Below are 20,999 nucleotides of genomic sequence, written 5' to 3'. Positions count from 1 at the left end.
CTGTTCGCAGTAGGCGGGGCGACGGACGCCCACCCGGCGACGGCGTGGTCTCGCTCTGCACGTACGGCCCGCCACGGCAGAGCGGCCCCACTGGAGAACGCCCTGCGCCAAGCCCTCGCCACGGCCCGCATCACACCGAGCGAGAAGAACGGCTGACGACGCGAGTACCCGTACCCGGGTACGAACGGCAGCCACAGCGCGCACTAGAACGAACAGAACGCGTCACACGTACGACGCGCCCTACACGCGCGACCCGCCCTACACGACGACACGCGCGCCCAAGCACCGCACCCTCCACCCCTGCGACCGACAGCACCGCACTCACGACTCACGGAAGGCACACACCCATGCCGCCGCGCCCCTACCTGGCGGTGCTCGCTCGCCGCCGGCCTGCTCCTGACCGGCTGCTCGGACAGCACTCACCACGCGCGCGCCACCCTCGCGACCAGGCCCAGCACGCCCCGCCCCCAGCCCTGTACGGGCCGAACAAGCAGCAGCCCCAACGGACATACCGGGCCTGGGCCCAGAACCCTTTCTCCCGCATACCTGCCGCGACCCGCCAGGCCATCGTCGTCACGGGAGACGGCGCCGACGCCACCACCGGCACGGCGCAGCGCTACGTCCGCGACGCAACCACCGGCTGGCAACGGCTCGGCACCCCCTGGCCCACCCGCAACGCCCTCAAGGGCTGGACCGCCCACCACGTCCAGGCGACCTGCGCACCCTCCGGCGTCTTCGGTCTCACGGACGCGGGCGGCCACGAACCGAACCCCGGAACGGAGCTCGCCGTACGACACGGGCCCGGCCTTCGTCGCGCACGGCACCAACGCCGAGGGCGAGCCGCTGGGCGACGCCTTCGACTACGTCGTCGCCATCAACTACAACCGCAAGCCCGGCACCACCCCCCTGGACTGGACCCGCCCGCTGGGCATGAACCGCGGCGGCGGCATCTGGTTCCACGTGGACCACGGCGGCCCCACCCAGGGCTGCGTCACTCTCCCAAGCCGCGGATGCGCGAACTGCTGCGCTGGCTGGACAAGGAGAGCCGACCGGTGGTCGTGATGGGGGACAAGACGACCCTCGGACGCTGAGCCTCGACGCGCCCTTCTGCTCTGCCGAGCCGATCCCAGTTCACGAGCCCCGCCGCCGCTTCACCGAAGAGCGCATCATGGCGTACATGTTGAACTACAACCTCGCCGTCCCCGATGTGGATGACGCCGGTGTCCTGGCCGCGTTGGTGGCCGAGGGCGATGGTCTCGACGTCCTGAGTCACGGCAGTTGACGACTGGTCGCTTACCCACACCCGCGACGGGCTGGACGGTCGCCCACCAGGTGGCTCACTCTCGCGTGGTCGGACGCCAATGTACTCAGCGCCCTGCGCACTCCGGATGCGTTCACCGTCGAGCTTGAGCGGGCGGAAGCCGAGGCGGCGGACACGCCGACATGGCCGCAGCGGCGGGCGCGGCGGCCCACACCTCGGTCGGTGCTCCTGGAGGAGTGGCGGACCGGTCGGGCGGAACTCGCGGCGGCGCTGCGCGACACGCCCTGGGACCACGCCTTCCCCTGGTACATGTCGAAGGTGACCCCGGCCCTGATGGTGCTCCCTTCGTCTGATGGAGACCTGGGCACACGGGCAGGACGTCTTCGACGCGGTGGGCGTGACGCACCCGCCGACCGATCGGCTGCGGCACGTGGCGCTGCTGGGAGTGCTGGGACGCGCGCTGTCCTTCGCCGCCGTCGGACCGCCTGAGCCGGCAGCCGCTTCCGCGTCGAGCTGACAGCACCTGACGGACAGACCTGGGTGTAGGGCCCCGAGACGGCCGCCCAACGAGTACAGGGCAGCGCCATGGACTTCTGCCTGTGCGTCACCCGGCGTCGCCCTTGCTCGGGACCGATCTGACGGCGACCGGCGATGACGCGCAGAAGTGGCTGGAGTTGGCGCGCGTCTTCCTCTGAGGTCTGCTGCTGAAGCCGCGTTGGAAGGAACGGGAAGGAACGGTCGGATCGCCTTGGGTGTCGGATCGGAGGGATGTCGTGATTCCAGGGATCGTGTATCAAGTCGCCCTGATTGTCTGTGGTGTCGGGGCCATGGGCTAGGGGTGTGGCGATAGCGCTGATGAACTGGCGTGGTTACCGCAGGAAGGTGACCCGGAGGGTCGAGATTCTGTCGTCGATCAACATGCCGCACGGGACCGAGTACAGGTTTCGCGCGGTTGATGAGAAGGGGCGATTTCGCTACCTCATCGCGGTGGTGAATGGCCTGCGGGCCGCCCGGAGAAGTTCGGCGACCGAACCTTCAGAGTCGGGCAGTTCGTCACCCTTGACTACGACCCGGAGGACCCGCTCTACCTCTACCCTCCGGGTCGGTATCCGCGCATACATTCGTGGGGGATACCGCTCGGCGCGCTGCTCATGGGCGCGACCACCACTGCGCTCGGCATCGTGTCGTTCAGCCAATGACAATGAGCTTGAACTCGGTTTCTCGTAGCAGCTGTTGGCAGGACGTGGGCGTCGCGGAAGTAGCTCAGTGACCAGTAACCAGCAACTACAGCAGCCCCGGAAGGGATCGCAGGTTCTGGAGCAGCCCCTTCGTGGGGACGGTCCCGTTGCAGAACACGAGGTTGCAGTACGGATTGGTGATCGCGTCACTGAGCAGGACGCCGGGATCCAGGTAGTTCATGGGATTCACGTCCAGATCGATGGGGTCGCCGGGATAGCCCGGGGTCGGGGACGTGCGTGTCCTCGACGGCGGCCATCAAGGCCCGGAAGAACGTCCATTGCATCTCGTCGGGTGCCGATCCGAGCAGAACCGGTGGGTCCAGGGACGGGCTGCCGAAGTATCCGGTGGTCACCACCGTCGATGTGCAGGCTGGGGATCATGATCGCGAGCTGGCCGCCGGTGCCGTTCATCTCGTAGGTGATCGGCCGGCGCCGAGGGAACGGCGTGGCGTTGCAGTGTCTGGGCGGCGGGGATGTCCGCTCCGGTGCACGGCTTGCCGCGGTTGGTCCAGAACAGCAGTCCGTAACAGCCGTTGGTGGGGGTCGGTTCGCTGACCGCGGCGACGTACGAGGCGGATACGATCTGCGATCCGTTCCAGCGGCCGTTGTTGCTCATCAGCAGGGCGAGCCGGGCGAGTTGGCGGTGTGTGAGGAACAAGTGGGCGTAGCCGTAGCGTTTCCTGACCGGTCGCGCAGCCAGAAGTAGCTGCCGGGCTTGATACCGATCGGTCGAACAAGTGCTGCTGCTGCGCGAAGGCCACGAGGTCCTGGTCGACGGCGCGCCGCACGACGTAGGCCAGGAGGGCGGGGCCGAGTTGGCTGTACTGGAACGTGGTGCCCGGCTCGTGCACGAACGGCTGGGAGAGCGCCTCCTGCGCGAGATGGGGATCCGTTCCCGTCGTCGCGGCTTCGGACAGGATGGCTTGCCGCAGGCCGCTGGTCTGTGTCAGGAGCTGGCGTACGGTGATCGCGCGGTGCGCGGCGTCACCCCACCCGCGGCCGTGGGGAAGGTAGCGGTCGATGGGATCGTCGAGGTGCAGTTTCCCCTGGTCGACGGCGATGCCCGTCAGCATCGAGACGACCGACTTCGTCACGCTCCAGAGGTTGTTGTGCAGCGACCCGCCGACGGTGTCGAGCGGACCCGTCGCCACGAGGCAGTTGTTGCGGAAGACCTGAACGGATCATGGCGCAGCCGCACGCTCAGCATGGTCAGCGGCGGCCTTCAACTGTGCGGCGTCGAGGTTCTCTTGCGTCGGGTCGGCGGTGGGAAGGAGTCCGACGAGTCCGAGGCCGACGGGGTCCCGCACACTTTCGGTGCGGCGGTGGCCGAGGCCGAGCCGGCGGGCACCACGGCGGCGCCGGCCAGCATCGCGCACGTCAGGGCGATTCGTCCCAACAGTCGTCGCATCCGAACCGCACCCTCACTCATGTCTGCAGGCGGCAACCCCGCTCAGTCGCGGAGCTCGCGGAGCGGCCGAGCGTAAAGCTGTCACGTGAGCATGCATGCAAGGTGGTGGCTGGTGTGGGTTCCGTGCACGGGATATACGGGATGTGGATGTGGCGTCACGGGCGCGCGCCCCTGCTGGGTTGTCCGCTACCAGTGCCCTCACATGCTGTCGGGCGGGATGGGGGTGGCCTGGTGGTGGTACATCCGCCACGTCGCGTCCGCACCTGCTTGCGCCAGAGCGAACTCCGCCGTGCCCGGTCCCCGTCCAGCGTGGTCTCGAAGGTGAGGTGCACCAGTCCGGGCGCCAGCACCACACCCACGAAGTCCGAGGCTCGTAGCGCGACCGCTCTCCGCCGCACCGTCCAGCTCCGGGCAGCGCGGCCAGCATCTCGTCGTACGTCCACCGCCGCCCCGTACGCGCCGACCTCGACGAACTCCGGGTCGAGCAGCTCCCGGGCGAGCGAACGAGACATGCGCACACGGGGTCCATCAGCCGCAGCTCGCCCGCGATCACTTCGCGTACCTCATCCGTCTCCTGGCTCATCCAGGCGATCTTCGCGCAGGTGGCCACGCCCCTCGCAACCGAGTTCCCGCGAACGGCTCGGCTCCCGACCCTCGGCTCCCGATCCGATGCCGGAACGAGCCCGATCGGGCAGGATCGAGCCCGTGGTGACTGCAGACCGGTGGTGCCTGCGGATCGCCGGCCTGCACATCCACTCGCGGGTGAAACCGATATTTCTGCATAACCACCTCCGTTCATGATCGTTCTCCTCTCCGGTGCTTGGCGTCGGCAAACGGCTCGACCGCACGGCGGAGAGGCAGTGAAGTGACGTCGGAACAGGGCGTGCTCCGGCAGGAGTGGTCCGCGCCATGGGCGCTTGTCTGCCGGAGACGGTGGTGACCAACGGCGACCTCGCCGAGAAGCTCGGTGTCTCGCCGGAATGGATCGAGCAGCGCACGGGCATCCGTGAACGCCGGCATGTCTCCGGGGCTGCTCGACAGGGAGCCGCGTGGCCGTCGAGGCCGGCCGTCGGGCGCTGAGCGGATCGCCCGGGGCGGTGCAGAGCGCCGATCCTGGCGGCGAGCAGTACCGATCACCTCGTACCGGCGACAGCGCGTGTGGTGGCGCGAGCGCCTGGGCATCGGCACGGTGGCTGCCCTGGACGTCACTGCCGCCTGCAGCGGCTTCGTCTAGCGCACTTGCTGTCGTCTTGAACGGTTGGCTGTGCAGCGGCGCAGTGGCGAACCGCGTGCTCGTCACCGGCGCGAGGACACCGCCAGCGGCTTCACCGACGCGGCGGATCCGGACACCGCTCCGATCTTCGGTGACGGCGCGGGTGCCGTGGTCCTCGAGGCGGGCCGCCCGACGGCTCGCGCTCGGGAGCGTTCGACCTCGGCAGCGACGGCACCGGCCGGGAGTACCTCCACGTCCCCGCCGGGTGCACGGCAGATCCTCGCACGGGCAGGTGCCACTGTCGCAACAGGCCTACATGCGGATGGAAGGCCGCGAACACGGTGGCCGGCACGCGGTGCGCCGCATGAGCGCCTCGTGCCGCACCGCGTGCGAACTCGCCGGCTGGGACACCGATTCGGTGACCGCGGTCGATCGCTCACCAGGCGAACGCCCGCATCCTCACCGCGCTCGCCCAGCGGCTGGACATGCCGCGCGAGAAGTTCCCTTCCAACATCGCGGAGGTCGGCCACGCACGTCGCCGCCTCCGTCCCCTGCTCCTGGCGCACACCGCGGAGCGCCGGCGGTTCCAGGCGGGTGACCGGCTGATCCTCACGTCACTTCGGAGCCGGCCTCACCTGGGCGTCCACCACATCTTCACTCTGGCCCGAACTCTGAGGCGACCCGACACATGAGCGAACGACTTCACTCACGCTGCTCGCGCAGACATGCGAGCTCGCCCCCGATACGAGTCTCGCCGCAGGACACACTGAGCGAACTGACCTGGACTCCCTCGCGTTGGTCGAACTGTCGGAGCGCCTGCTGACCGACTTCGGCGTCGACATGAGCGATGACGAACTGCGCGGCCTCGACCGCATCGAGACGATCGTGGGCGTGCTCGGTGAGCGCCGGGCGTCGGCGGGCAGCCGACATGAGAATCAGAAATCCCGATCGGGTCCGCGCGAGCCTGCGACTCCCGGGGCACCGATGCTCCGCCCGGGAGACGCCAGCTGCGCCGGACGCCCTCGGGAGCCGGGGCGCTGCGGGCCGGCCAGGCTCCCGGAGCATGGCCGGTCGTCGGCCACCCGCCGGATCTGTTCCGCCGCCCGTTGGCGTTCATGGACTCACTGCCGCCCACGGGGACATCGTGCGGGTACGGATCGGCTTACGCGACGCGTACGTGCTGTGCCACCCCGAACTGGTACGGCGGGTCTCACCGACTCACGGGCCTTCGACCGCGAGGGACCGCTCTACGAAAAGGTCAGGGCCGCTCTCGGCAACGGCCTCGCCTCGTGTCCGCGCGCCGACCACCGAGGGCAGCGCCGGGTGCTCCAGCCCGCCTTCCACCACAAGCGCCTCGAACGGTGCTGCCCAGGTGATGAGCGCCGAGGTGGAGACGCTCACGGACCGGTGGCGCAGCGGACAAGTCGTCGACGCGGTCGACGAGATGTTCCGGCTGACCACCGCGGTCGCGGTACGGACACTGTTCTCCTCCGACTTCCCGCACCCGTCGCGGAAGAACTGCGCGACTGCCTCGACGTCTTCCTGCGCGGCGTGTACACGCGGGTGCTGATGCCCGCCGTGGACGCCGTGCCCTCACCCGGCGACGCCGCTACCGACGATGCTCCTGGTGCGCTGGCGCGCACTGGTCTCCGGAATCATCGCCGAGTACCGGGCGGCCGGAGTCGATCAGGACGACGTCCTGTCCTCTGCTCCTGGCGGCACGCGACGACAACGGCCGGCCGCTCTCCGACCACGAACTGTGCGACCAGGTCGCCCTCCTGGTGCTCGCCGGGGCGGAGACCACGTCCTCGGCCCTGGCCTGGTGCGTGCAGCTGCTCGGGTCCCACCCGGACGTTCTCGGCCGGCTGCAGACCGAGGCCGACACGGTGCTGGGCGGTTCCATCGCCACCTGGGACGACCTGCCGGATCTGACCTTCACACACCGTGTGGTCCAGGAGGTGCTGCGCCTGTATCCGCCGGCCTGGGCCATCACGCGCACCACCGTCGAACCCGTGGAGCTGGCCGGGAGCAGCTCGCCCTGGGCAGCACGGTGATCTGCAGCCCGTACGTCATTCACCGGCGCGACGACTTCTTCCCGGACGCGGCCGCGTTCGATCCCGACCGCTGGCAGAACGGACATCCGCACCGAGAGGCGTACCTGCTCCTTCGGCCTGGGAGCGAACAAGTGCATCGGTGAGGCCTTCGGTCTGGCGGAGGCCACGCTGGCGCTGGCTTCCTGGTGTCCCGCTGGCACCTGCGCCCCCTTCCCACACGGTCGTCCAAGGCCGCGCCGCTGCGGTGTCCTGGCCCCCGGCTCCCTGCCGGTGCTCGTGGACGCCAGGCTGCCCACCCTAGGTCGTGACCGCCAGGTCCACCGCCACCGCGCTTCCGTTCACCACCGCGTTTCCGTCCACCTCTCACCGCCCCGCGAACCCCTCGCCAAGACTCCCCGGAGTACCGCCGTGACCAGCCCCCGGCTGTGACGCGGGCATCCGCCCGAGCATCCCGCAGACCGCGATCGACCGCACCGTCTACTCAGCATGGCCCGCCGTGTCGGCGGCAACGCCATGCACATCGGCGTGGTGCTGACCTTTCCCGGACCGGCGCCGTCCCTGAGTGAGCTCGCCGCGCACGTGGCCGAGCGGTTGCCCCTGGTCGAACTGACCTATCGAGCGGCCGGTACGACCCGGCACCGCCTGGGAGCCGGACCGGGCCTTCTGACCTCGGCCGGCACTCTGCACCGGATCGACGTGGACACGACGGCGGTCACGGCGACCGACGCGATGGTCACGGCGATGCACACCCCGCAGCTCGATCCCGAACGGCCGTTGTGGGACTGTGGTTGATCAGTACCCCCGACGGATGGGGACTGGGCTACCGCTCCCATCACGCCTTCCAGGACGGGCTGGCCGGAATGCGGTCCCTGCGCGCCCTCTTCGGCCCGCCCACCACCATGGTGAGGCAGTGCCTCACGCCGCCGCCCGCCCGGTCCGGCTCCGACCTCGGTCTCGGCGCCGACATGCTGCCGCTGCTGCGCCGGTGGGCCGGTGGTCGCCGTTGGACGGCCCTTGGACGGGCGACGCGTCGCCCACACCGTCGACACCGGACTCGACCGGCTGCGGGCCATCAGCCGCTCCACCGGCGCGTCCTCAACCAGATCTGCCTCGCCGCGCTCGCCTCCGTACTGCGCGACTGGCACCCGGAGGACTGGACAGGACCTGACCGGAGCCTGCGGACGGGCATGGGTGTCAGCCTTCGCCACCCGGGCGCACCCCTCCTCGGGAACTGGGCAGGCGTCACCTACCTCGACCTCCCGCGCGGTGACGCGACTCCGCTGGACCGGCTGGAGAAGCTGCGCGGCCAGCTCACGCCCGCGCGCCTGAGGCAGGTACGCCACCGGCAGCGCTGCCCTACCAACGGCTGCCCTACTGGTGCGCCCAACTGGGCGTGCACCTGACCCTCAACCCCCGGCACGCGCCGCCAGTGCGTGTCCGACGTGCCCTTCCCGGTGCCGCTCACCTTCACGTCGCCGCCGAGGGCGTCTACCCGCTGATGGTCTGGCCGCCGCGGCAGCCTGTTCGCGGCGTGGTCCAGCTAGTCGCGACCGGATGTGCGTCGCCTTCCACACGTACGACACGCTGGCCGGCCACGACACCCTGACCGCCCTGTGGACCCGCGCCGTCGACGACCTCGAGCAAGCTCAGCGGAGCCGTGCCCCACGAGGCGGCGGCACACGGGAGCGGACGCGTCGATGACCACGGCATATCGCGCCCGCGCGCCGCAGGACGCGGCTGGTGCAGCGGCATGGGACTACTCTGTGCCGGGAGGCGAACGGCACCGATCCCCGGTGCCGCCTTCGCCGAGGACACCGAGTTCACCTCTGCCCCTTCGGAGGCAGGAGGCCCGCGCCCGGATCCGCGTCGGCACCGGCCTGGACATCGGCCTGGACCTGACGACGACGAGGCCTTCAGCGCCATGGTGGTCGCGTGCTGGCCCACCTCTTACCCTCCCCGGCCGGGCCGCCTGCCTCAAGGACGCCATGCTCCAGCAGGTCCGAAGGTGCCGGCGGCGCAGCCGCTACCGGCTTCTTCCCCGCGGTGCCGGAGTTCGCCGCCGACACCGACTGCACCGCGGTCGCCCTGTCCGCTCTCCACCGCCACCACGCGCTCGACGGACCGGCAGCGTGCGACCAGGCCCGCGAACTCCTCAGCGGCGCGGCCGCACCTGCCACCGAACCCCACCTCCACCCAGGTGCCGTGATGGTCTACTGGGACGACGGAGCCGAGCCCACGCCGCGGCCCGGGCCGCAAGCAGAGACTGCCGTGGTCAGCGCGAACGTCCTCCACACCGTGTATCTGACCGGCCTTCACAGGACCATCGGGCCAGGACCTCGCGGCAGCCACCCGGGGCCACGTGAGGACCACCTCCGCTCCGGCTCGCCACGAGATAGCGGGACGCGCTACGTACCCCTCCCCAGCAGCCTTCGCACGCTGCCTCCCGCGCCTGCACCGCGGCACCCGCGGCCTCCGCGAGGCTCGTCCGGCGGCTGCGTCAGGCGTGCCGCGAACTCGGGTCGCGGACGACCCGCTCGACCTGCACTGCTGACGATCGCCGCGACCAATCTGGAGCTACCGAGGACGCACGAACGCCGCGAACGCCTCGCAGCCCTGCAACGTGCTGACGGAGCCTGGCCGGCCCGCCCCTACCTCCGCATGGGCCGTCCCCGTGTCACTTCGGCTCCGCCCACCTCACCACGGTTTCGCACTGCGTGCCTGCAGCCCTGCGCCAACGAGGACATCGCGCTGATGAACGACCAAGCCCTCGCCCCGTACCTGGAACACCTTCCCGACCCCACGCGCCGGGCGCTCGCCGTGCCACCTCCTCGACTCGGACCCTGCGGCACTGCCGCTGCACCACAGGTCCGGGAGGGCGGCACGCGCCAGCGGTCGCTTCTTCTACGCGGCCGCACCTTCGCCTCCTTCTGCTGCGCTGCCCGGCGACGCGCGCGCGCGAGAGCTCGCGCCGTCGGCAAGTTCGCGATCTTCTCACTTCGGCGTCGACGACGGTCCAGCGCACGAACTGGAGCGCCTCTGCACCGCCACCTCGACGAGGCAACTGGTGGCCGCCGGCGAACTCGGGGCACTCCATGCCGCCTTGCTCGACGACCTGTCCCGGCAAGGAGTACCGGTGCTCCCCGTCGCCCAGGGAATCGCCGGCCTCTGCGCGGCCACCGCGACCGAGGGGGAGCACGACGCGGCGACCATGTCACCGGGCTCGTTCCACGCCCTGCGCATGACGACCGTCGCCGCCGCCGTCTACATCGACTGCTGGCGCGGCCTGCGCGACCTGTCGATGACCGACGGCCAGGACCTCGTCGACGCGGCCGTGGAAGCGATCTACCTCGGCAACGATCTGGTGTCCCTGGACAAGGAACGACACCCGCACGCCGAAGGCGCCTACACCACCTCCAACTACGTCCTGTACCGCGCCGCCCGTTCCGGCTGCACGCTGGACGAGGCCGTCGACGAGGCCGTGATCCGCTACCGGAAGCTGGCGGACACCCTGGCCCACGCGCCCACGGGCCCGCTCGTGACGGTCCTGCGGGCGATCGTCGGCGGAGACCTGCGTGCCTACCGCGACCTCGCCGCCACGCGATTCCCCGGCGCTGAGCGCATGCTCGACCGCTTGACCGCCCCTGTGCCGTGCTGACGGGCGCAGCTCACCCCCTGCCCCGACACGACTGGAAGACCACGATGACCAGAACCACCGCACAGGCCCCGGGGGCCCTGCCCCTCCTCGGCCACGCCCTGCCCCTGCTGCGCGACCCACTCACCTTCCTGAACCGCCTGCCCGCGCTCGACGACGTCGTACAGATCCAGGTCGGGCCCCAGCGCGCCTATGTGGTGTGCACCGCCGACCTGACCCGCGAAGTCCTCGTCGACGACCGGACCTTCGACAAGGGCGGCCTCCTGTTCGACCGCGCCCGTGAGTCCGTCGGCGACGGACTGGGCACCTGCCCCCACAGCAGGCACCGACGCCAGCGCCGCCTGGTGCAACCCGCCTTCCACGTCAGCCGCATGCCCGGCTACGCCGAGATGATGACCGCCCGCATCACGGCCTTCGCCGACGGCCTCCACAGCGGCCAGGTCATCGACGTGGTGCCCGAACTCACCGCGCTCACGACCCGCATCACAGCCGAGGCGATCTTCACCGACGCGCTGCCCACCGAGGCCATGGGCCACCTGGTAGAAGACCTCTTCACCATCTTCGAAGGCATCTACCGCCGCAGCGTGGTGCCCGCCGTGCTCAACCGCGTCCCCACCCCGGCCAACCGCCGCTACGACCGCGCCCGCACCCGCCTGCGCCGAACCCTCGACCAGGCCATCCAGCACCGCCGGACCGCCCCGTCCCCGCGGGCGGACATCCTCTCGATGCTCCTGGACGTGCGCGGCACCACGGCCGACGGCAGCGCCGACCGCCTCACGGACGAGGAGATCAGCGACCAGATCATCACCATCTTCGCCGCGGGCGCCGACACCACCGCAGGTCTCCTCGCCTGGGCCCTGCACCTGATCGCACAACACCCCAAGACCGCCTACGAACTCCACACAGAAGTCGACACCGTCCTGGCCGGCCGACCGGCAGCCTACGAGCACCTGCCCGCCCTGGAACACACCAGCCGCATCCTGACCGAGACCCTCCGGCTCCGCCCGTCCGGCTGGCTGCTCACCCGCACCACGAGCCGTGACGCGAGCCTTGCCGGGCACGTGATCCCCCGCGGAAGCACCGTCATCGTCAGCCCGTACCTGGTTCACCATCTGCCCGAACACCACCCCGAACCGGACAGTTTCGACCCGAACCGCTGGGCACCCACGGGCACCGGCACCCTCAGCCCGCGCAACGCCTCCCTCCCCTTCAGCGCGGGCGCCCGCAAGTGCATCGGCGACACCTTCGCCCTGACCGAAGCAACCCTGGCTCTCGCAACCCTCACCGCGACATGGCGGTTCGAGCCCGTGCCCGGCACGACGGTCCGCCCGGCCTGTGGCCTGACACTCTCCCTCAAGGGCCTCCGCATGCGGGTACAACCGCGAAGCCCTGCCTAGGAAACGCCTCCACGTCCACGTCCGCGTCCGCGACCGAGGAAGCCGGCGCATGACCTCGCACGTAATGGAGGACGTGCCCGGCCGGATCCTACGATCGGCGCACCGAGCCAAGGGAGTGGAGATGTTCTTCGAGACCGGTGACGGAACCCGCCTGGCGTACGAGGACCACGGTCAGGGCCGGCCCATCGTGTTCACCGCCAGCTGGACCCTGAGCGGGGAGATGTGGGAGTACCAGCTGCCCGCCCTCGTCGAGCACGGGTACCGCTGCATCACGGTGGACCGCCGCGGCCACGGCCGCTCCGACCGGCCGTCGGGCGGGTACGACCTGGACACCGGCGCCGATGACCTCGCCGCTCTCCTGGACCATCTCGACGTGCGGGACGCCGTCCTGGTGGGCCATTCCGCCGGCGGTGCGGAGATCTCCCGCTACCTCGCCCGGCACGGCGAACACCGCGTAGCCGGCGCCGTCTTCGTCTCGACCGTCCTGCCGTTCCTCAAGGCGACGGCCGACAATCCCGACGGCGCCCCGGAGGCGGCCCTGCACGCGACCCTCCGGGCGTTCCGCACCGACCGGCCCCAGTGGTTCGCCCGGCAGGCACAGGTGTGGTTCGCCACCCACCTCAACGACGTGTCCGCCGCGACGATCGACCACACCGTCGCTCAGTGCCTGGCCACCTCACCGTGGGCGGGCGCCGCCCTGTTCGAGTCGATGTTCCACCAGGACCATCGCGAGGACCTGCGCAAGATCTCGGTGCCCGCTCTGGTCGTCCACGGTACGGTCGACTCCTCCGCGCCCGTCGCGTTGACCGGCCGCCGCACGGCCGACCTGATACCCGGCGCGACGTACAAGGAGTACCCCACCGCCAGCCACGGCCTGTTCATGACGCACAAGGAGCAGCTCAACGCCGACCTGTTGGAGTTCGTCGGCAGTTGCTGAGGCAGTGGGCCGTGAGGCCGTGGGGCGCCGTGGGGCCGTGGGGCGCCGTGGCGCCGTGGGGCCGTGGGGCGCCGTGGGGCCGTCCTCCCGACCCCCGTGGCGGGAGGACGGCCCAGCCTCATCGCGGTGACCGCCCGCTCAGTACAGCTTGTTGACGGCCGTGATCGTGGTCTTCTTGAAGGCGGCCACGGGCGCGTCGTCGAAGTCGCCCATCTGTCCCCACTGCACGACGGTGACGGTCTTGTTGTCCCGCCCGACCGACAGCAGAGCGATGTCGGTGGCGCCCCAGGACGTCTCGGTGTGCAGGCCGCGGACGCTAGCGCCCTCCTCGACCGCCAGCTTGCCGTAGTCCCGGCCCTCGGCCTCGACGTCGGGCGAGGACTGCTCGATGCGGTCGGCGCAGGTGCGGATCAGGTCGTCGTAGTGCTTGGCCAGGGCCTTGGCGTGGGCGGCCGTGTCCGTCACGACGGTCAACTGCACGGCGCCGGTGTCCAGGTCGGTCCGGAACTCCCGGTGCCGGTAGTCGTAGTCGAGCACGCCCTCCGTGCTCACGCAGGTCCCGAGCGCCTCCGGGAACCCTTCGGTGACCGGCCCGGCGGTCCACGACGACGTCGGGTGCGGCGGGAGCTGCGACGCCGACAGGAATGTGGGCGTGGCGGCCTTCGACGCCGCGCCGGCGGCCGACGCCGTGAGGACCGTGCCCGCCGCGAGGGCGGCGACGGCGAGTGCGGTGCAGGCGCCCGTCCGGATGCGCAGGGTGGGCAAGTTGGACATGGGTGTTCCCCCAGGGGATGAGTATGTGGACGTGGATGCCGCGGCGAGGCCGGCTGGTCGGTCCGGCCCGCTCGGTGCGGCACCAAGAGCATCAGCGGTCACAGGGGCCGGGCGCAACAACCCACGCCCGATCAGCCGGGGTGGAACCATCCCAGCCCGTCTGACGTGCAGGTATATGGGTGCCTGGGATACCGTCCCGGGCCGGTTGGGTCGTACGAGGGCGGGGGACCGGTGTCGGTACAGGACGGCAGCGTCGGCCATGGCGATGGCGATGGCGACGGCATCGACGCGGTGGCGGAGCTCGCGGCGCTGCTGCGGGAGTTGAAGGAGCGCACGGACCGCAGCTACGGCTCGCTGGCCCGCCGCCTGGGCATGAACACCTCGACGCTGCACCGCTACTGCGCGGGCGACGCGGTACCCCTCGACTTCGCCCCCGTGGAACGCTTCGCGGCGCTGTGCGGGGCGACCTCTGAGCAACGCCTGGAACTGCACCGCCGTTGGCTCCTGGCAGTGGAGGCACGCCGTCGGCCTCGTACGGCGGCAACACCGATTGCGCCCGACGCGGCGGAGCCAGCGGTGGAGGACGCCGAACCGAACGCGGCGCCGAAGACCGACGACGCCCCGATCGCCACCCCGGACACGGCGCCGAAGACCACCGGCCCCGACAGTCCGGTCGTCGACACGCCCCCTGCGCCGCCCGCCGAACCCTCGCCCCCATCCCCTCCCTCGCGTCACCCCTGGTACCGCCGCAGACGTCTCGTACTCGGACTGGCCTCCGCCTGCGCCGTACTCGCGACGCTCGGCGCCTTCTCCGCGCTGCCGGACGCGCGGCGGGCATCAGCCGACGCCCCTGACCGGGTCGCTGGTACGGCCGAGACCGGCACCACGGCGGGCGCCGGGACGTCGGAGCGCCGAGGCGATTCACCCGGCCCCAACGGCACCCCCACCCCCGAGCAGCCTTCCGGCTCCGCCACCCCGAAGAAGAAGCCGGACACCTCCCGCCCGCCCGGCGCGACATCCGCCCCGCCCCGCAGCGAACAGCCCGCCGGGCTGCCGCTCACCTGGTCCGCCAACTCCCAGGCCTGGGAGCTCGGTTGCGCCCACGACTACGTCATCGCCAAGCCCCCGAGCCAGGTCCCGCCTCCTCCCGCCCCGCAGGACGCGGCGCCCTGGGCGGCGACGCAGAGCGCGGTGCACGGCGGTGAGACGCTCGTGCAACTGACCGTGCAGGGGCGCAGCGACACGGCTGTCGTCCTGGAGGCGCTGCGCGTGCGCGTGGTCGGCCGGACGGCGCCGGTCCAGGGCACCGCCTACGCCATGGACATGGGCTGCGGCGGCGCGATCACGCCCCGGTACTTCGCCGTGGACCTGGACAAGGACCGCCCCATCGCGCGCGCAGTAGCCGGGAACGACTCCGGCACACCGATCCCGGCCGTGCGCATGCCCTACCGCGTCTCGGCGAAGGACCCCGAGGTACTGCTGATCACGGCCGGAACCAGCTCGTGCGACTGCCGCTGGTACCTGGAGCTGGACTGGTCCTCCCAGGGCCGCAAGGGCACCGTGCGCATCGACGACGACGGCCGCCCGTTCCGCACCAGCGCCATCAAGGGCCTGCCCCGGTACGTGTACGACACCCTCTCGCGCCGGTGGGGGACCTACAGCTAGGGACGGACGCGGGGGGTCAGGTTGGGGCGAGGCCGGTCAGTGGTTCACCTTGGACGGGCCGTCAGAAGGTGTCCGTGCCGTGAGCACACGGAGGGACAACGTCGCCGATCATGCCGGCGCACGTCCAGAGCCCGCCACCATCGTCACCCAGGGCACCGGACAAGTGCACCGCCGGCCATCCCCGGGCCAGTGCCGGGCGCACGTCCGCGTCCAGGCTGTCGCCAACAACGAGGCACACACTCTGGTCGCGGGTGAGCGCGTCGCTCACTGTCTGGAAGAAGCGCGGATGCGGCTTGGCGTGTCCGACCTCCGAGGAGACGAACACCCTCGCGAAGTGCGCTTCCAGGCCGCTGAGCTTCAGCTTGAGTCGTTGCAGGCGAGAGGCCCCGTTCGTGATCAACCAGACCTCGTGGTCGTGAGCCGTCCGCTCCACGAACCCCGCGGCCCCTGGGAAGGGCCGCACCAACGCCTGTCGATGTCGCACGAACTGCCGCGCGGCATCCTCGCGATCTGCCTCCACGCCCGCGGCCCGCAACACCTTGCCCCAGACCTCCCCGCGGTACCACTGCCCCCACGCAGCCGCCTGAGGCACCGACGCGAGGGCCAGATCCGCCCACAGCGCCTCCCAAGAGCTGATCCCCAGGTCCCTCAGTCGCTCGAAATGCGGACCCGAGCGCCAATGGGACCGGGCGATGTCGAACACGCTCTGCACGATCTCCGGCGGACGCGGCACTCCGACCGCATGCAGTGTGGCCTCTACAGCCGCCCGGGCGGCGCTCAGGTCCGGGAGCAGTGTGTCGTCCAGGTCCACGAGGACGACGAACCTACGTGTCTCCACGCAACCTCCCGGTGATGCCGCGCCGGCGCGGCGATGGTCAGTTCAGGTCGAGGAAGCTCCACCGGCCGTCCGGCTCGGCCCCGCTCAGCCACTTGCCGCAGTTCTGGAGCACGACCGGGCTCGACGTGATGTGCTGCGCGCCCGTGCCGAGGTCGCGCAGGAAGCGGTCGATGGGGCCGCGGCGGATGGCCGCCGACCCGGCCCAGCGGTGGACGGTGCGGCCCACCTCGGTCACGGTCGAGGTCGTGTGGTTCAGGGCGAGTCGGATGAGGGTGTTCTGTTCCGGGGTCGGCAACTCTCCTTCGTCCAGGGTTCGTTCGACGTCCTGCCACACGGCGTTGACCCATGCCCGGGCCGCCCGGAGCTTGGCCTCCGCCGTCGCGTACTCGGCGTGGAACTGGGAGGTGTCGACCGCGGCGCCCCGCGAACCGGTCCGCGCCGCCGCGACACGCTTCAGCTCGTCCAGGAGTCGACGGCCGACGCCGAGGGCCCAGCCGGTGTGTCCGATCGCTGACATGTTGACCAGGCCGAGGCGGTAGACGGCGCCGCCGTTGACCGGGGCGTCCGTCGTCGCCACGTAGGTGTACTCGTGCGGTACGTACACGTCGGTGCAGTGGTAGTCGATGCTGTGGGTCGCGCGCAGCCCGAGCACGTCCCAGTTGCCGTCCAGGGTCACCTGTGACTTCGGCATCGCGAGGACCCGCAACTCCCCGGTGTCCTCGACCTGGATCGCGCTGTGGACGTGGGTGGCGTGCGCCATGCCGGAGGCGAACTGCCACTGGCCGCTGACCCGGTAGCCGCCCGCCACGGGGACGGCCCGGCCGGGGCGTGTGCCGTGTCCGGAGAGCAGTGCGTACGTGCCGTCGGGGACGTCGGGGAACAGTTCGGCCGCCGCGTCCTCGGCAAGGTAGGCCGCGGTGGTCCCGGTCATGAGCTGCAACGCGAACATGGTCCACCCGGCCGCCGCGTCGTGGTAGCTCGCCCGCTCGGCCGTCTCGATCAGCTGCCGCGGCGCGAACTCGAATCCGCCCAGGCTCAGCGGGAGCTCGGCCCGCACTATTCCCGTGTCCAACAGAGCCCGCGCCGTGTCCTCCGGTAACCTCCCCAACTCCTCGGCGGCATCGGCCTGTTCATCGAGCATCCCGCCGAGCGCATCGATCCGCTCCAGCACGCCCGCCAGTTCCGCACTGACGTGCAGTCGGTCCTTGTCCCCCATGCGATTCCTCTCCTCGTGGCCCGTTCCTCGATCGTCCCACGCAGCCGTCCGGCGGCCCGGCCGGCAAGCTCCAACACCGCAGAACCGTAAGCCTGTTGAAGTTGGCGAGCCCCGGCCGACCAGTAGGGCCCGCCTCCTCTACGGTTCACCCACTCGGGCCTCGACACATTCGGGTGCGGCGTCGGGGGAGGCGGGCCGGAAGCAGGCCCGGACGGTGTCGCCGGGGCCGGCCGCGGCCATGCCGGTGTAGACGTAGGTTCTCGTGTCGTCCTGGGTGGTGATGCGGGCGATGTGGGTCGGACCGCCGGCCGTGACCTCTACTCGGTCCCCGATCCGGGTTCCCCAGACCCTGACCCAGCCGGCACCGCACTTCTTGCTGTGCCGCACCTCGACGTGCGCGCCGGTGGTGGTGCGGTGCGTGATGAGGGTGGTGGGGGTGATACCGCAGATCAGGCGCAGTGGATCCTTGCCCTCGCAAGCGGCACCGTGGCACTGCGGGCCGATGGAGTAGGGGGCGGCGGACGACAGGGGTTCGCCGCCTGCCGTGTCCCTGCCCGACAGCAAGAAGAGTGTCAGGGCCACGCTGCCGACGATCACGGTGTACACCGCAGCGAGCGCCATCATGAGCCGGCGCCTCCGGCGGCGGCAGGAGTAGCCCGTGTCCGGCGAAGGTTGCGCCGGATGCGGCCGGGGTTCTTCGACGGCGGGGGCCTGCACGGAGGTGCGCCCGCTCGACTCGGCCTCGGCGATCTCCCACAAGGCCGCCAGCCGTCCTTCAGGCTCGTCCGCGACCCGGCACAGCTCTCGAACGGCCTGCCGGGGAGGGAAGACCTTGCCGTTGAGATAGCGCTCCCACGAGGACCTGCTGTATGTCGTCCGCTCCGCCAGCGCTGTCAGGCTCAGTCCGGTACGGGACCTGACCTCCCGCAGCGCTGAGACCAGGCGCGCATGTTCTGCGCTCACGTGGGGTCGGCCTCCCGCAGGGCCTGCCAGGTGTGCGGGCCGATGACACCGTCCACGACGAGGCCCGCCCGGGTCTGCAGGCGGATGACGGCGCGCTGCGTCTTCGGGCCGAAGACTCCGTCGATGTCGCCGGGTGAGGTGCCCACCCGGCGCAACAGGCATTGGGCTTCCGCCACTTCGGGTCCGACATGTGTGTACGCGAGGATGGTGTTCATGGTGCGGCTCAGCCCGGCGTGCCAGAGGCCGTCGTCGCTCCTCTGCGGCCGACAGGTGTAGACGACCGGTACGAGGGATTCCGACACGGTTGCCGGGGTCGCCACCACGTTCTCCGTGCGCGCACGGGTGAGTTGTGCGCGGGCGTCGGCCAGCCGCACGGCCAGCAGGAGCGACAGGGAGACGGAAAGCACCAGGGCAACTGCTCCCGACATGACCAGGACGCGGGGGTACGTTCCGTACGACCGTCGACTTGTGGCCGTCGGGTCCGTCGGATCCGTCGGCGTCGAAGTGTCACTGCCGTGCGGGCCGGGGGTGATCGTGATGGTGCGCTGCTGCTCCGCCCAGTGCTCGGCGGCGGTTTCGTGCAGCGCCAACAGCCTGACCGGATCGACTCCGCAGATGCGGGCCATGGCCTCGACGGCCTCCTGGGGAGGCAGCGTTCGGCCGTTGAGATAGCGCTGCCACGATCGCGCGCTGTAGCCGGTCTTCGTGGCCAGCTGCAGGGTGCTGAGCCCACTGCGGTCTTTCATGACGCGTAGTCGCACGATCAACCGGTGGACCTGGGGGTGCGACTCCGTGGGCAGTGACTTCCAACGCGACATGTCTCTCCCGTCGAGCGAGGACCTGCGCCTACGGTAGCCACGTGGCGGTCGGCGTCCACGCCGGGTCGGAGAGTGCGACGGCCTCAAGTGCATTCGTTGGGAGGCCAGTTGGAGATGTCGGAGCGTCGGTGAGCAGAACTTTCGGGACCGTGCGCAGAATGCGGGCGCGGTGGACGGGCGGGTCAGACACCGCCGGTCACGGTGTGGGCGGGCACAGCCATGGGTTCACGCGGGCCGGGCGGGGGCGAGTCGCGGGCTGGCGCCGTGAGCCTCGCCCCCGCTGACGGCAGGGCAGTTGTCCGGGCGAGAGCCGGGGAGTCAGACGATGGTGCAGGTGCGGGCGTCGTAGTTGGCCATCCGGTCGTTCCCGTCGGCGTCGGCGAAGTGGTAGACGCCATTGACTCGGGAGATGGCGATGTCCCGGTATCGGCCGTCGTACTTGTCGACGGTTCCGTCGCCGTCCGTGTCCCTGAGCCGGGTGCCCGCCTCGGCCCAAGTGGCCTTGCCCACCACGCCGTCAGCGGCAGCAGGGCCCATGTGCGTGCTCTGCCACGCATAGGTGGCCAGCGTGGTGTTGTGTCCGAAGTAGCCGTCGATCTGGTCCCTGTGGCCGGTGGAGGAATCCGCCCAGAAGACGATCTTCTGCCACAGACAGGTGACGTTGGAGTTCCGGTTGTATCCCCCGAACTCCGCGACGATGCCCTCGTCGTTCCAGTCGTCCTTGAAGGCGGTGCCGCCTCCGTTCATGAACTGGTTGCCGTTGTAGGAGTTGGAGGCCGAGGCAGGGGTCGCCATGGTGGCACTGATGCCCAGGGCGAGGACGACGGCGGTCAGAGGAGTCGCGGCCCGGCGCAGAGTGCGGCGGAATCCATGGGAGGAGGGCATGTGTCTCCGAGTTCCCTTCCGGTTGACGTGCGGTGTGCGGTCCGGCCACAGGGCCGGCTCCGCGACGAGCCTGCGCGCTCGCCGGGTGGCCGGGCCAGAACCGGCGCCCAAGTGGCGGCACAGTGGGACGTCCCATGCGTTGACCTGCTGTGATGCCGCCCGCGAAGTCGTTGAGGTGAGATGCGCGTGCGGGGGTCGATCGGCTCGCCGGGTCCCACGGCCGGCGCCCATGGCGTGGCCGATGAGCCACGGAGCCGCGACCGGGCGGTGGCCTGGAGCAGCGCTCAGCTGCTCCGCGGCGGCTGCTCCGCCGGCTGCAGTCGCTGGGTGATCCGGTGGAACAAGTCCGTCAGCGGCTCGCCGAGATCGTGACCGAACTCGGTGAGCCCGTACGTGACTTGGGGTGGCGTCGTCGGCGCGACCTCCCGCCGGACCAGTCCGTCCTGGACCAGCGCGCGCAGGGTCTGCGTGAGCATCTTCTCGCTGATGCCCCGGATGCTGTCGCGCAACTCGTAGAACCGAAGGTCGTTGCTCCGCAACGAGATCAGCACCCATGTGCCCCACCGGCTGGTCACGTGGTCGACCGCAATGTCGCGGCGTTCCGCTGAGACGCAACTCTGGTTCAACGTCCGGGTGCCCTCGTGCTGCGTCGGCCGCACGGGGGCACCCCGCGGCTGCAC

At 70.6% G+C, this 20,999-nt stretch carries 23 protein-coding genes and 3 pseudogenes; 13 read left to right on the top strand and 13 right to left on the bottom strand.

Features of this window, described 5'->3' with window-relative positions; all coding sequences use genetic code 11:
• The first annotated feature begins 347 nt into the window (after positions 1-347).
• Positions 348-1,091 carry a hypothetical protein gene (locus RBJ77_RS23095; protein WP_372346768.1) on the top strand — a complete coding sequence of 248 codons (744 nt, stop codon included), beginning with the start codon at positions 348-350 and terminating at the stop codon, positions 1,089-1,091.
• A gap of 522 nt (positions 1,092-1,613) precedes the next feature.
• A complete protein-coding gene (locus RBJ77_RS23090; RefSeq protein WP_372346767.1) occupies positions 1,614-1,778 on the top strand; it encodes a hypothetical protein in 165 nt (54 codons plus the stop codon).
• Between the two features lie 767 nt (positions 1,779-2,545).
• On the opposite strand, the gene RBJ77_RS23085 is transcribed toward RBJ77_RS23090, so the two are convergent.
• From RBJ77_RS23085 to RBJ77_RS23070, 4 genes and pseudogenes are all read right to left on the bottom strand, one after another.
• Complete coding sequence (locus RBJ77_RS23085) at positions 2,546-2,680, bottom strand: hypothetical protein (protein WP_372343682.1); 135 nt, start codon at positions 2,678-2,680, stop codon at positions 2,546-2,548.
• Between the two features lie 168 nt (positions 2,681-2,848).
• Positions 2,849-3,157: a hypothetical protein gene (locus tag RBJ77_RS23080; RefSeq protein ID WP_372346902.1), complete on the bottom strand. Its 309-nt coding sequence runs from the start codon at positions 3,155-3,157 to the stop codon at positions 2,849-2,851.
• A 142-nt stretch (positions 3,158-3,299) separates the two neighbouring features.
• Positions 3,300-3,572, bottom strand: a pseudogene (locus tag RBJ77_RS23075) (serine hydrolase); the annotation flags it as partial.
• Between the two features lie 533 nt (positions 3,573-4,105).
• Positions 4,106-4,490 (bottom strand): annotated as a pseudogene (locus RBJ77_RS23070) (DUF4440 domain-containing protein).
• 326 nt (positions 4,491-4,816) lie between these two features.
• On the opposite strand from RBJ77_RS23070, the gene RBJ77_RS23065 reads away from it, so the two are divergent.
• The 3 genes and pseudogenes from RBJ77_RS23065 to RBJ77_RS23055 all read left to right on the top strand — a co-directional run bounded on the left by RBJ77_RS23065 (position 4,817) and on the right by RBJ77_RS23055 (position 5,812).
• Entirely contained in the window at positions 4,817-4,987 is a 171-nt protein-coding gene (locus RBJ77_RS23065; RefSeq protein WP_372346766.1) for a hypothetical protein, read from the top strand.
• Positions 4,988-5,171: 184 nt separating this feature from the next.
• Positions 5,172-5,297: pseudogene (locus RBJ77_RS23060) on the top strand (hypothetical protein); the annotation flags it as partial.
• A gap of 254 nt (positions 5,298-5,551) precedes the next feature.
• The gene (locus RBJ77_RS23055) at positions 5,552-5,812 is read left to right on the top strand and encodes a 3-oxoacyl-[acyl-carrier-protein] synthase III C-terminal domain-containing protein (protein ID WP_372346888.1); all 261 of its coding nucleotides are present in this window, start codon (positions 5,552-5,554) and stop codon (positions 5,810-5,812) included.
• Positions 5,813-5,822: 10 nt separating this feature from the next.
• Here RBJ77_RS23055 and RBJ77_RS23050 read toward each other — a convergent pair whose 3' ends face one another.
• On the bottom strand, positions 5,823-6,050 hold the full coding sequence (locus RBJ77_RS23050) for a hypothetical protein (protein ID WP_372346765.1): 228 nt from the start codon (positions 6,048-6,050) through the stop codon (positions 5,823-5,825).
• A 288-nt stretch (positions 6,051-6,338) separates the two neighbouring features.
• Complete coding sequence (locus tag RBJ77_RS23045; RefSeq protein WP_372346764.1) at positions 6,339-6,521, bottom strand: hypothetical protein; 183 nt, start codon at positions 6,519-6,521, stop codon at positions 6,339-6,341.
• A 125-nt stretch (positions 6,522-6,646) separates the two neighbouring features.
• On the opposite strand from RBJ77_RS23045, the gene RBJ77_RS23040 reads away from it, so the two are divergent.
• The 7 genes from RBJ77_RS23040 (at position 6,647) to RBJ77_RS23010 (ending at position 13,160) form a co-directional block, all read left to right on the top strand.
• Complete coding sequence (locus tag RBJ77_RS23040) at positions 6,647-7,174, top strand: cytochrome P450 (protein WP_372346887.1); 528 nt, start codon at positions 6,647-6,649, stop codon at positions 7,172-7,174.
• The gene (locus RBJ77_RS23035) at positions 7,171-7,317 is read left to right on the top strand and encodes a hypothetical protein (RefSeq protein ID WP_372346763.1); all 147 of its coding nucleotides are present in this window, start codon (positions 7,171-7,173) and stop codon (positions 7,315-7,317) included. The genes RBJ77_RS23040 and RBJ77_RS23035 overlap by 4 nt, the downstream gene beginning before the upstream one ends.
• Positions 7,318-7,660: 343 nt before the next feature.
• Entirely contained in the window at positions 7,661-7,966 is a 306-nt protein-coding gene (locus RBJ77_RS23030) for a hypothetical protein (protein ID WP_372346762.1), read from the top strand.
• On the top strand, positions 7,963-8,577 hold the full coding sequence (locus tag RBJ77_RS23025) for a hypothetical protein (protein ID WP_372346761.1): 615 nt from the start codon (positions 7,963-7,965) through the stop codon (positions 8,575-8,577). The genes RBJ77_RS23030 and RBJ77_RS23025 overlap by 4 nt, the downstream gene beginning before the upstream one ends.
• Before the next feature lie 1,730 nt (positions 8,578-10,307).
• On the top strand, positions 10,308-10,829 hold the full coding sequence (locus RBJ77_RS23020; protein ID WP_372346760.1) for a terpene synthase family protein: 522 nt from the start codon (positions 10,308-10,310) through the stop codon (positions 10,827-10,829).
• Between the two features lie 44 nt (positions 10,830-10,873).
• Positions 10,874-12,223: a cytochrome P450 gene (locus RBJ77_RS23015; RefSeq protein ID WP_372346759.1), complete on the top strand. Its 1,350-nt coding sequence runs from the start codon at positions 10,874-10,876 to the stop codon at positions 12,221-12,223.
• Between the two features lie 49 nt (positions 12,224-12,272).
• Positions 12,273-13,160, top strand: a complete 888-nt coding sequence (locus RBJ77_RS23010) for an alpha/beta fold hydrolase (RefSeq protein ID WP_372346758.1) — start codon at positions 12,273-12,275, stop codon at positions 13,158-13,160.
• A gap of 138 nt (positions 13,161-13,298) precedes the next feature.
• Here the strand turns inward: RBJ77_RS23010 and RBJ77_RS23005 are convergent, their stop codons facing one another.
• A complete protein-coding gene (locus tag RBJ77_RS23005) occupies positions 13,299-13,934 on the bottom strand; it encodes a hypothetical protein (RefSeq protein WP_372346757.1) in 636 nt (211 codons plus the stop codon).
• A gap of 231 nt (positions 13,935-14,165) precedes the next feature.
• Between RBJ77_RS23005 and RBJ77_RS23000 the strand changes: the two genes are divergently transcribed.
• Positions 14,166-15,599 carry a helix-turn-helix domain-containing protein gene (locus RBJ77_RS23000; RefSeq protein ID WP_372346756.1) on the top strand — a complete coding sequence of 478 codons (1,434 nt, stop codon included), beginning with the start codon at positions 14,166-14,168 and terminating at the stop codon, positions 15,597-15,599.
• A 61-nt stretch (positions 15,600-15,660) separates the two neighbouring features.
• Here the strand turns inward: RBJ77_RS23000 and RBJ77_RS22995 are convergent, their stop codons facing one another.
• The 6 genes from RBJ77_RS22995 to RBJ77_RS22970 form a co-directional block, all read right to left on the bottom strand.
• Positions 15,661-16,410, bottom strand: coding sequence for an HAD family hydrolase (locus tag RBJ77_RS22995; RefSeq protein ID WP_372346755.1), 750 nt, complete (start codon positions 16,408-16,410; stop codon positions 15,661-15,663).
• 64 nt (positions 16,411-16,474) lie between these two features.
• Entirely contained in the window at positions 16,475-17,653 is a 1,179-nt protein-coding gene (locus RBJ77_RS22990) for an acyl-CoA dehydrogenase family protein (protein WP_372346754.1), read from the bottom strand.
• Positions 17,654-17,791: 138 nt separating this feature from the next.
• Positions 17,792-18,616, bottom strand: a complete 825-nt coding sequence (locus tag RBJ77_RS22985) for a helix-turn-helix domain-containing protein (protein WP_372346753.1) — start codon at positions 18,614-18,616, stop codon at positions 17,792-17,794.
• A complete protein-coding gene (locus RBJ77_RS22980; protein ID WP_372346752.1) occupies positions 18,613-19,362 on the bottom strand; it encodes a peptidoglycan-binding protein in 750 nt (249 codons plus the stop codon). Before RBJ77_RS22980 ends, RBJ77_RS22985 begins: the two co-directional genes overlap by 4 nt.
• Positions 19,363-19,752: 390 nt before the next feature.
• Positions 19,753-20,319, bottom strand: a complete 567-nt coding sequence (locus RBJ77_RS22975; RefSeq protein WP_372346751.1) for a peptidoglycan-binding protein — start codon at positions 20,317-20,319, stop codon at positions 19,753-19,755.
• A gap of 284 nt (positions 20,320-20,603) precedes the next feature.
• Positions 20,604-20,945, bottom strand: a complete 342-nt coding sequence (locus RBJ77_RS22970) for a winged helix-turn-helix transcriptional regulator (protein ID WP_372346886.1) — start codon at positions 20,943-20,945, stop codon at positions 20,604-20,606.
• Between the last annotated feature and the right edge of the window lie 54 nt (positions 20,946-20,999).

The organism is Streptomyces sp. KL116D, assembly GCF_030766975.1.
Lineage (GTDB): Bacteria > Actinomycetota > Actinomycetes > Streptomycetales > Streptomycetaceae > Streptomyces > Streptomyces longispororuber_A.
This window is presented reverse-complemented; position numbering and strand designations above follow the sequence as displayed.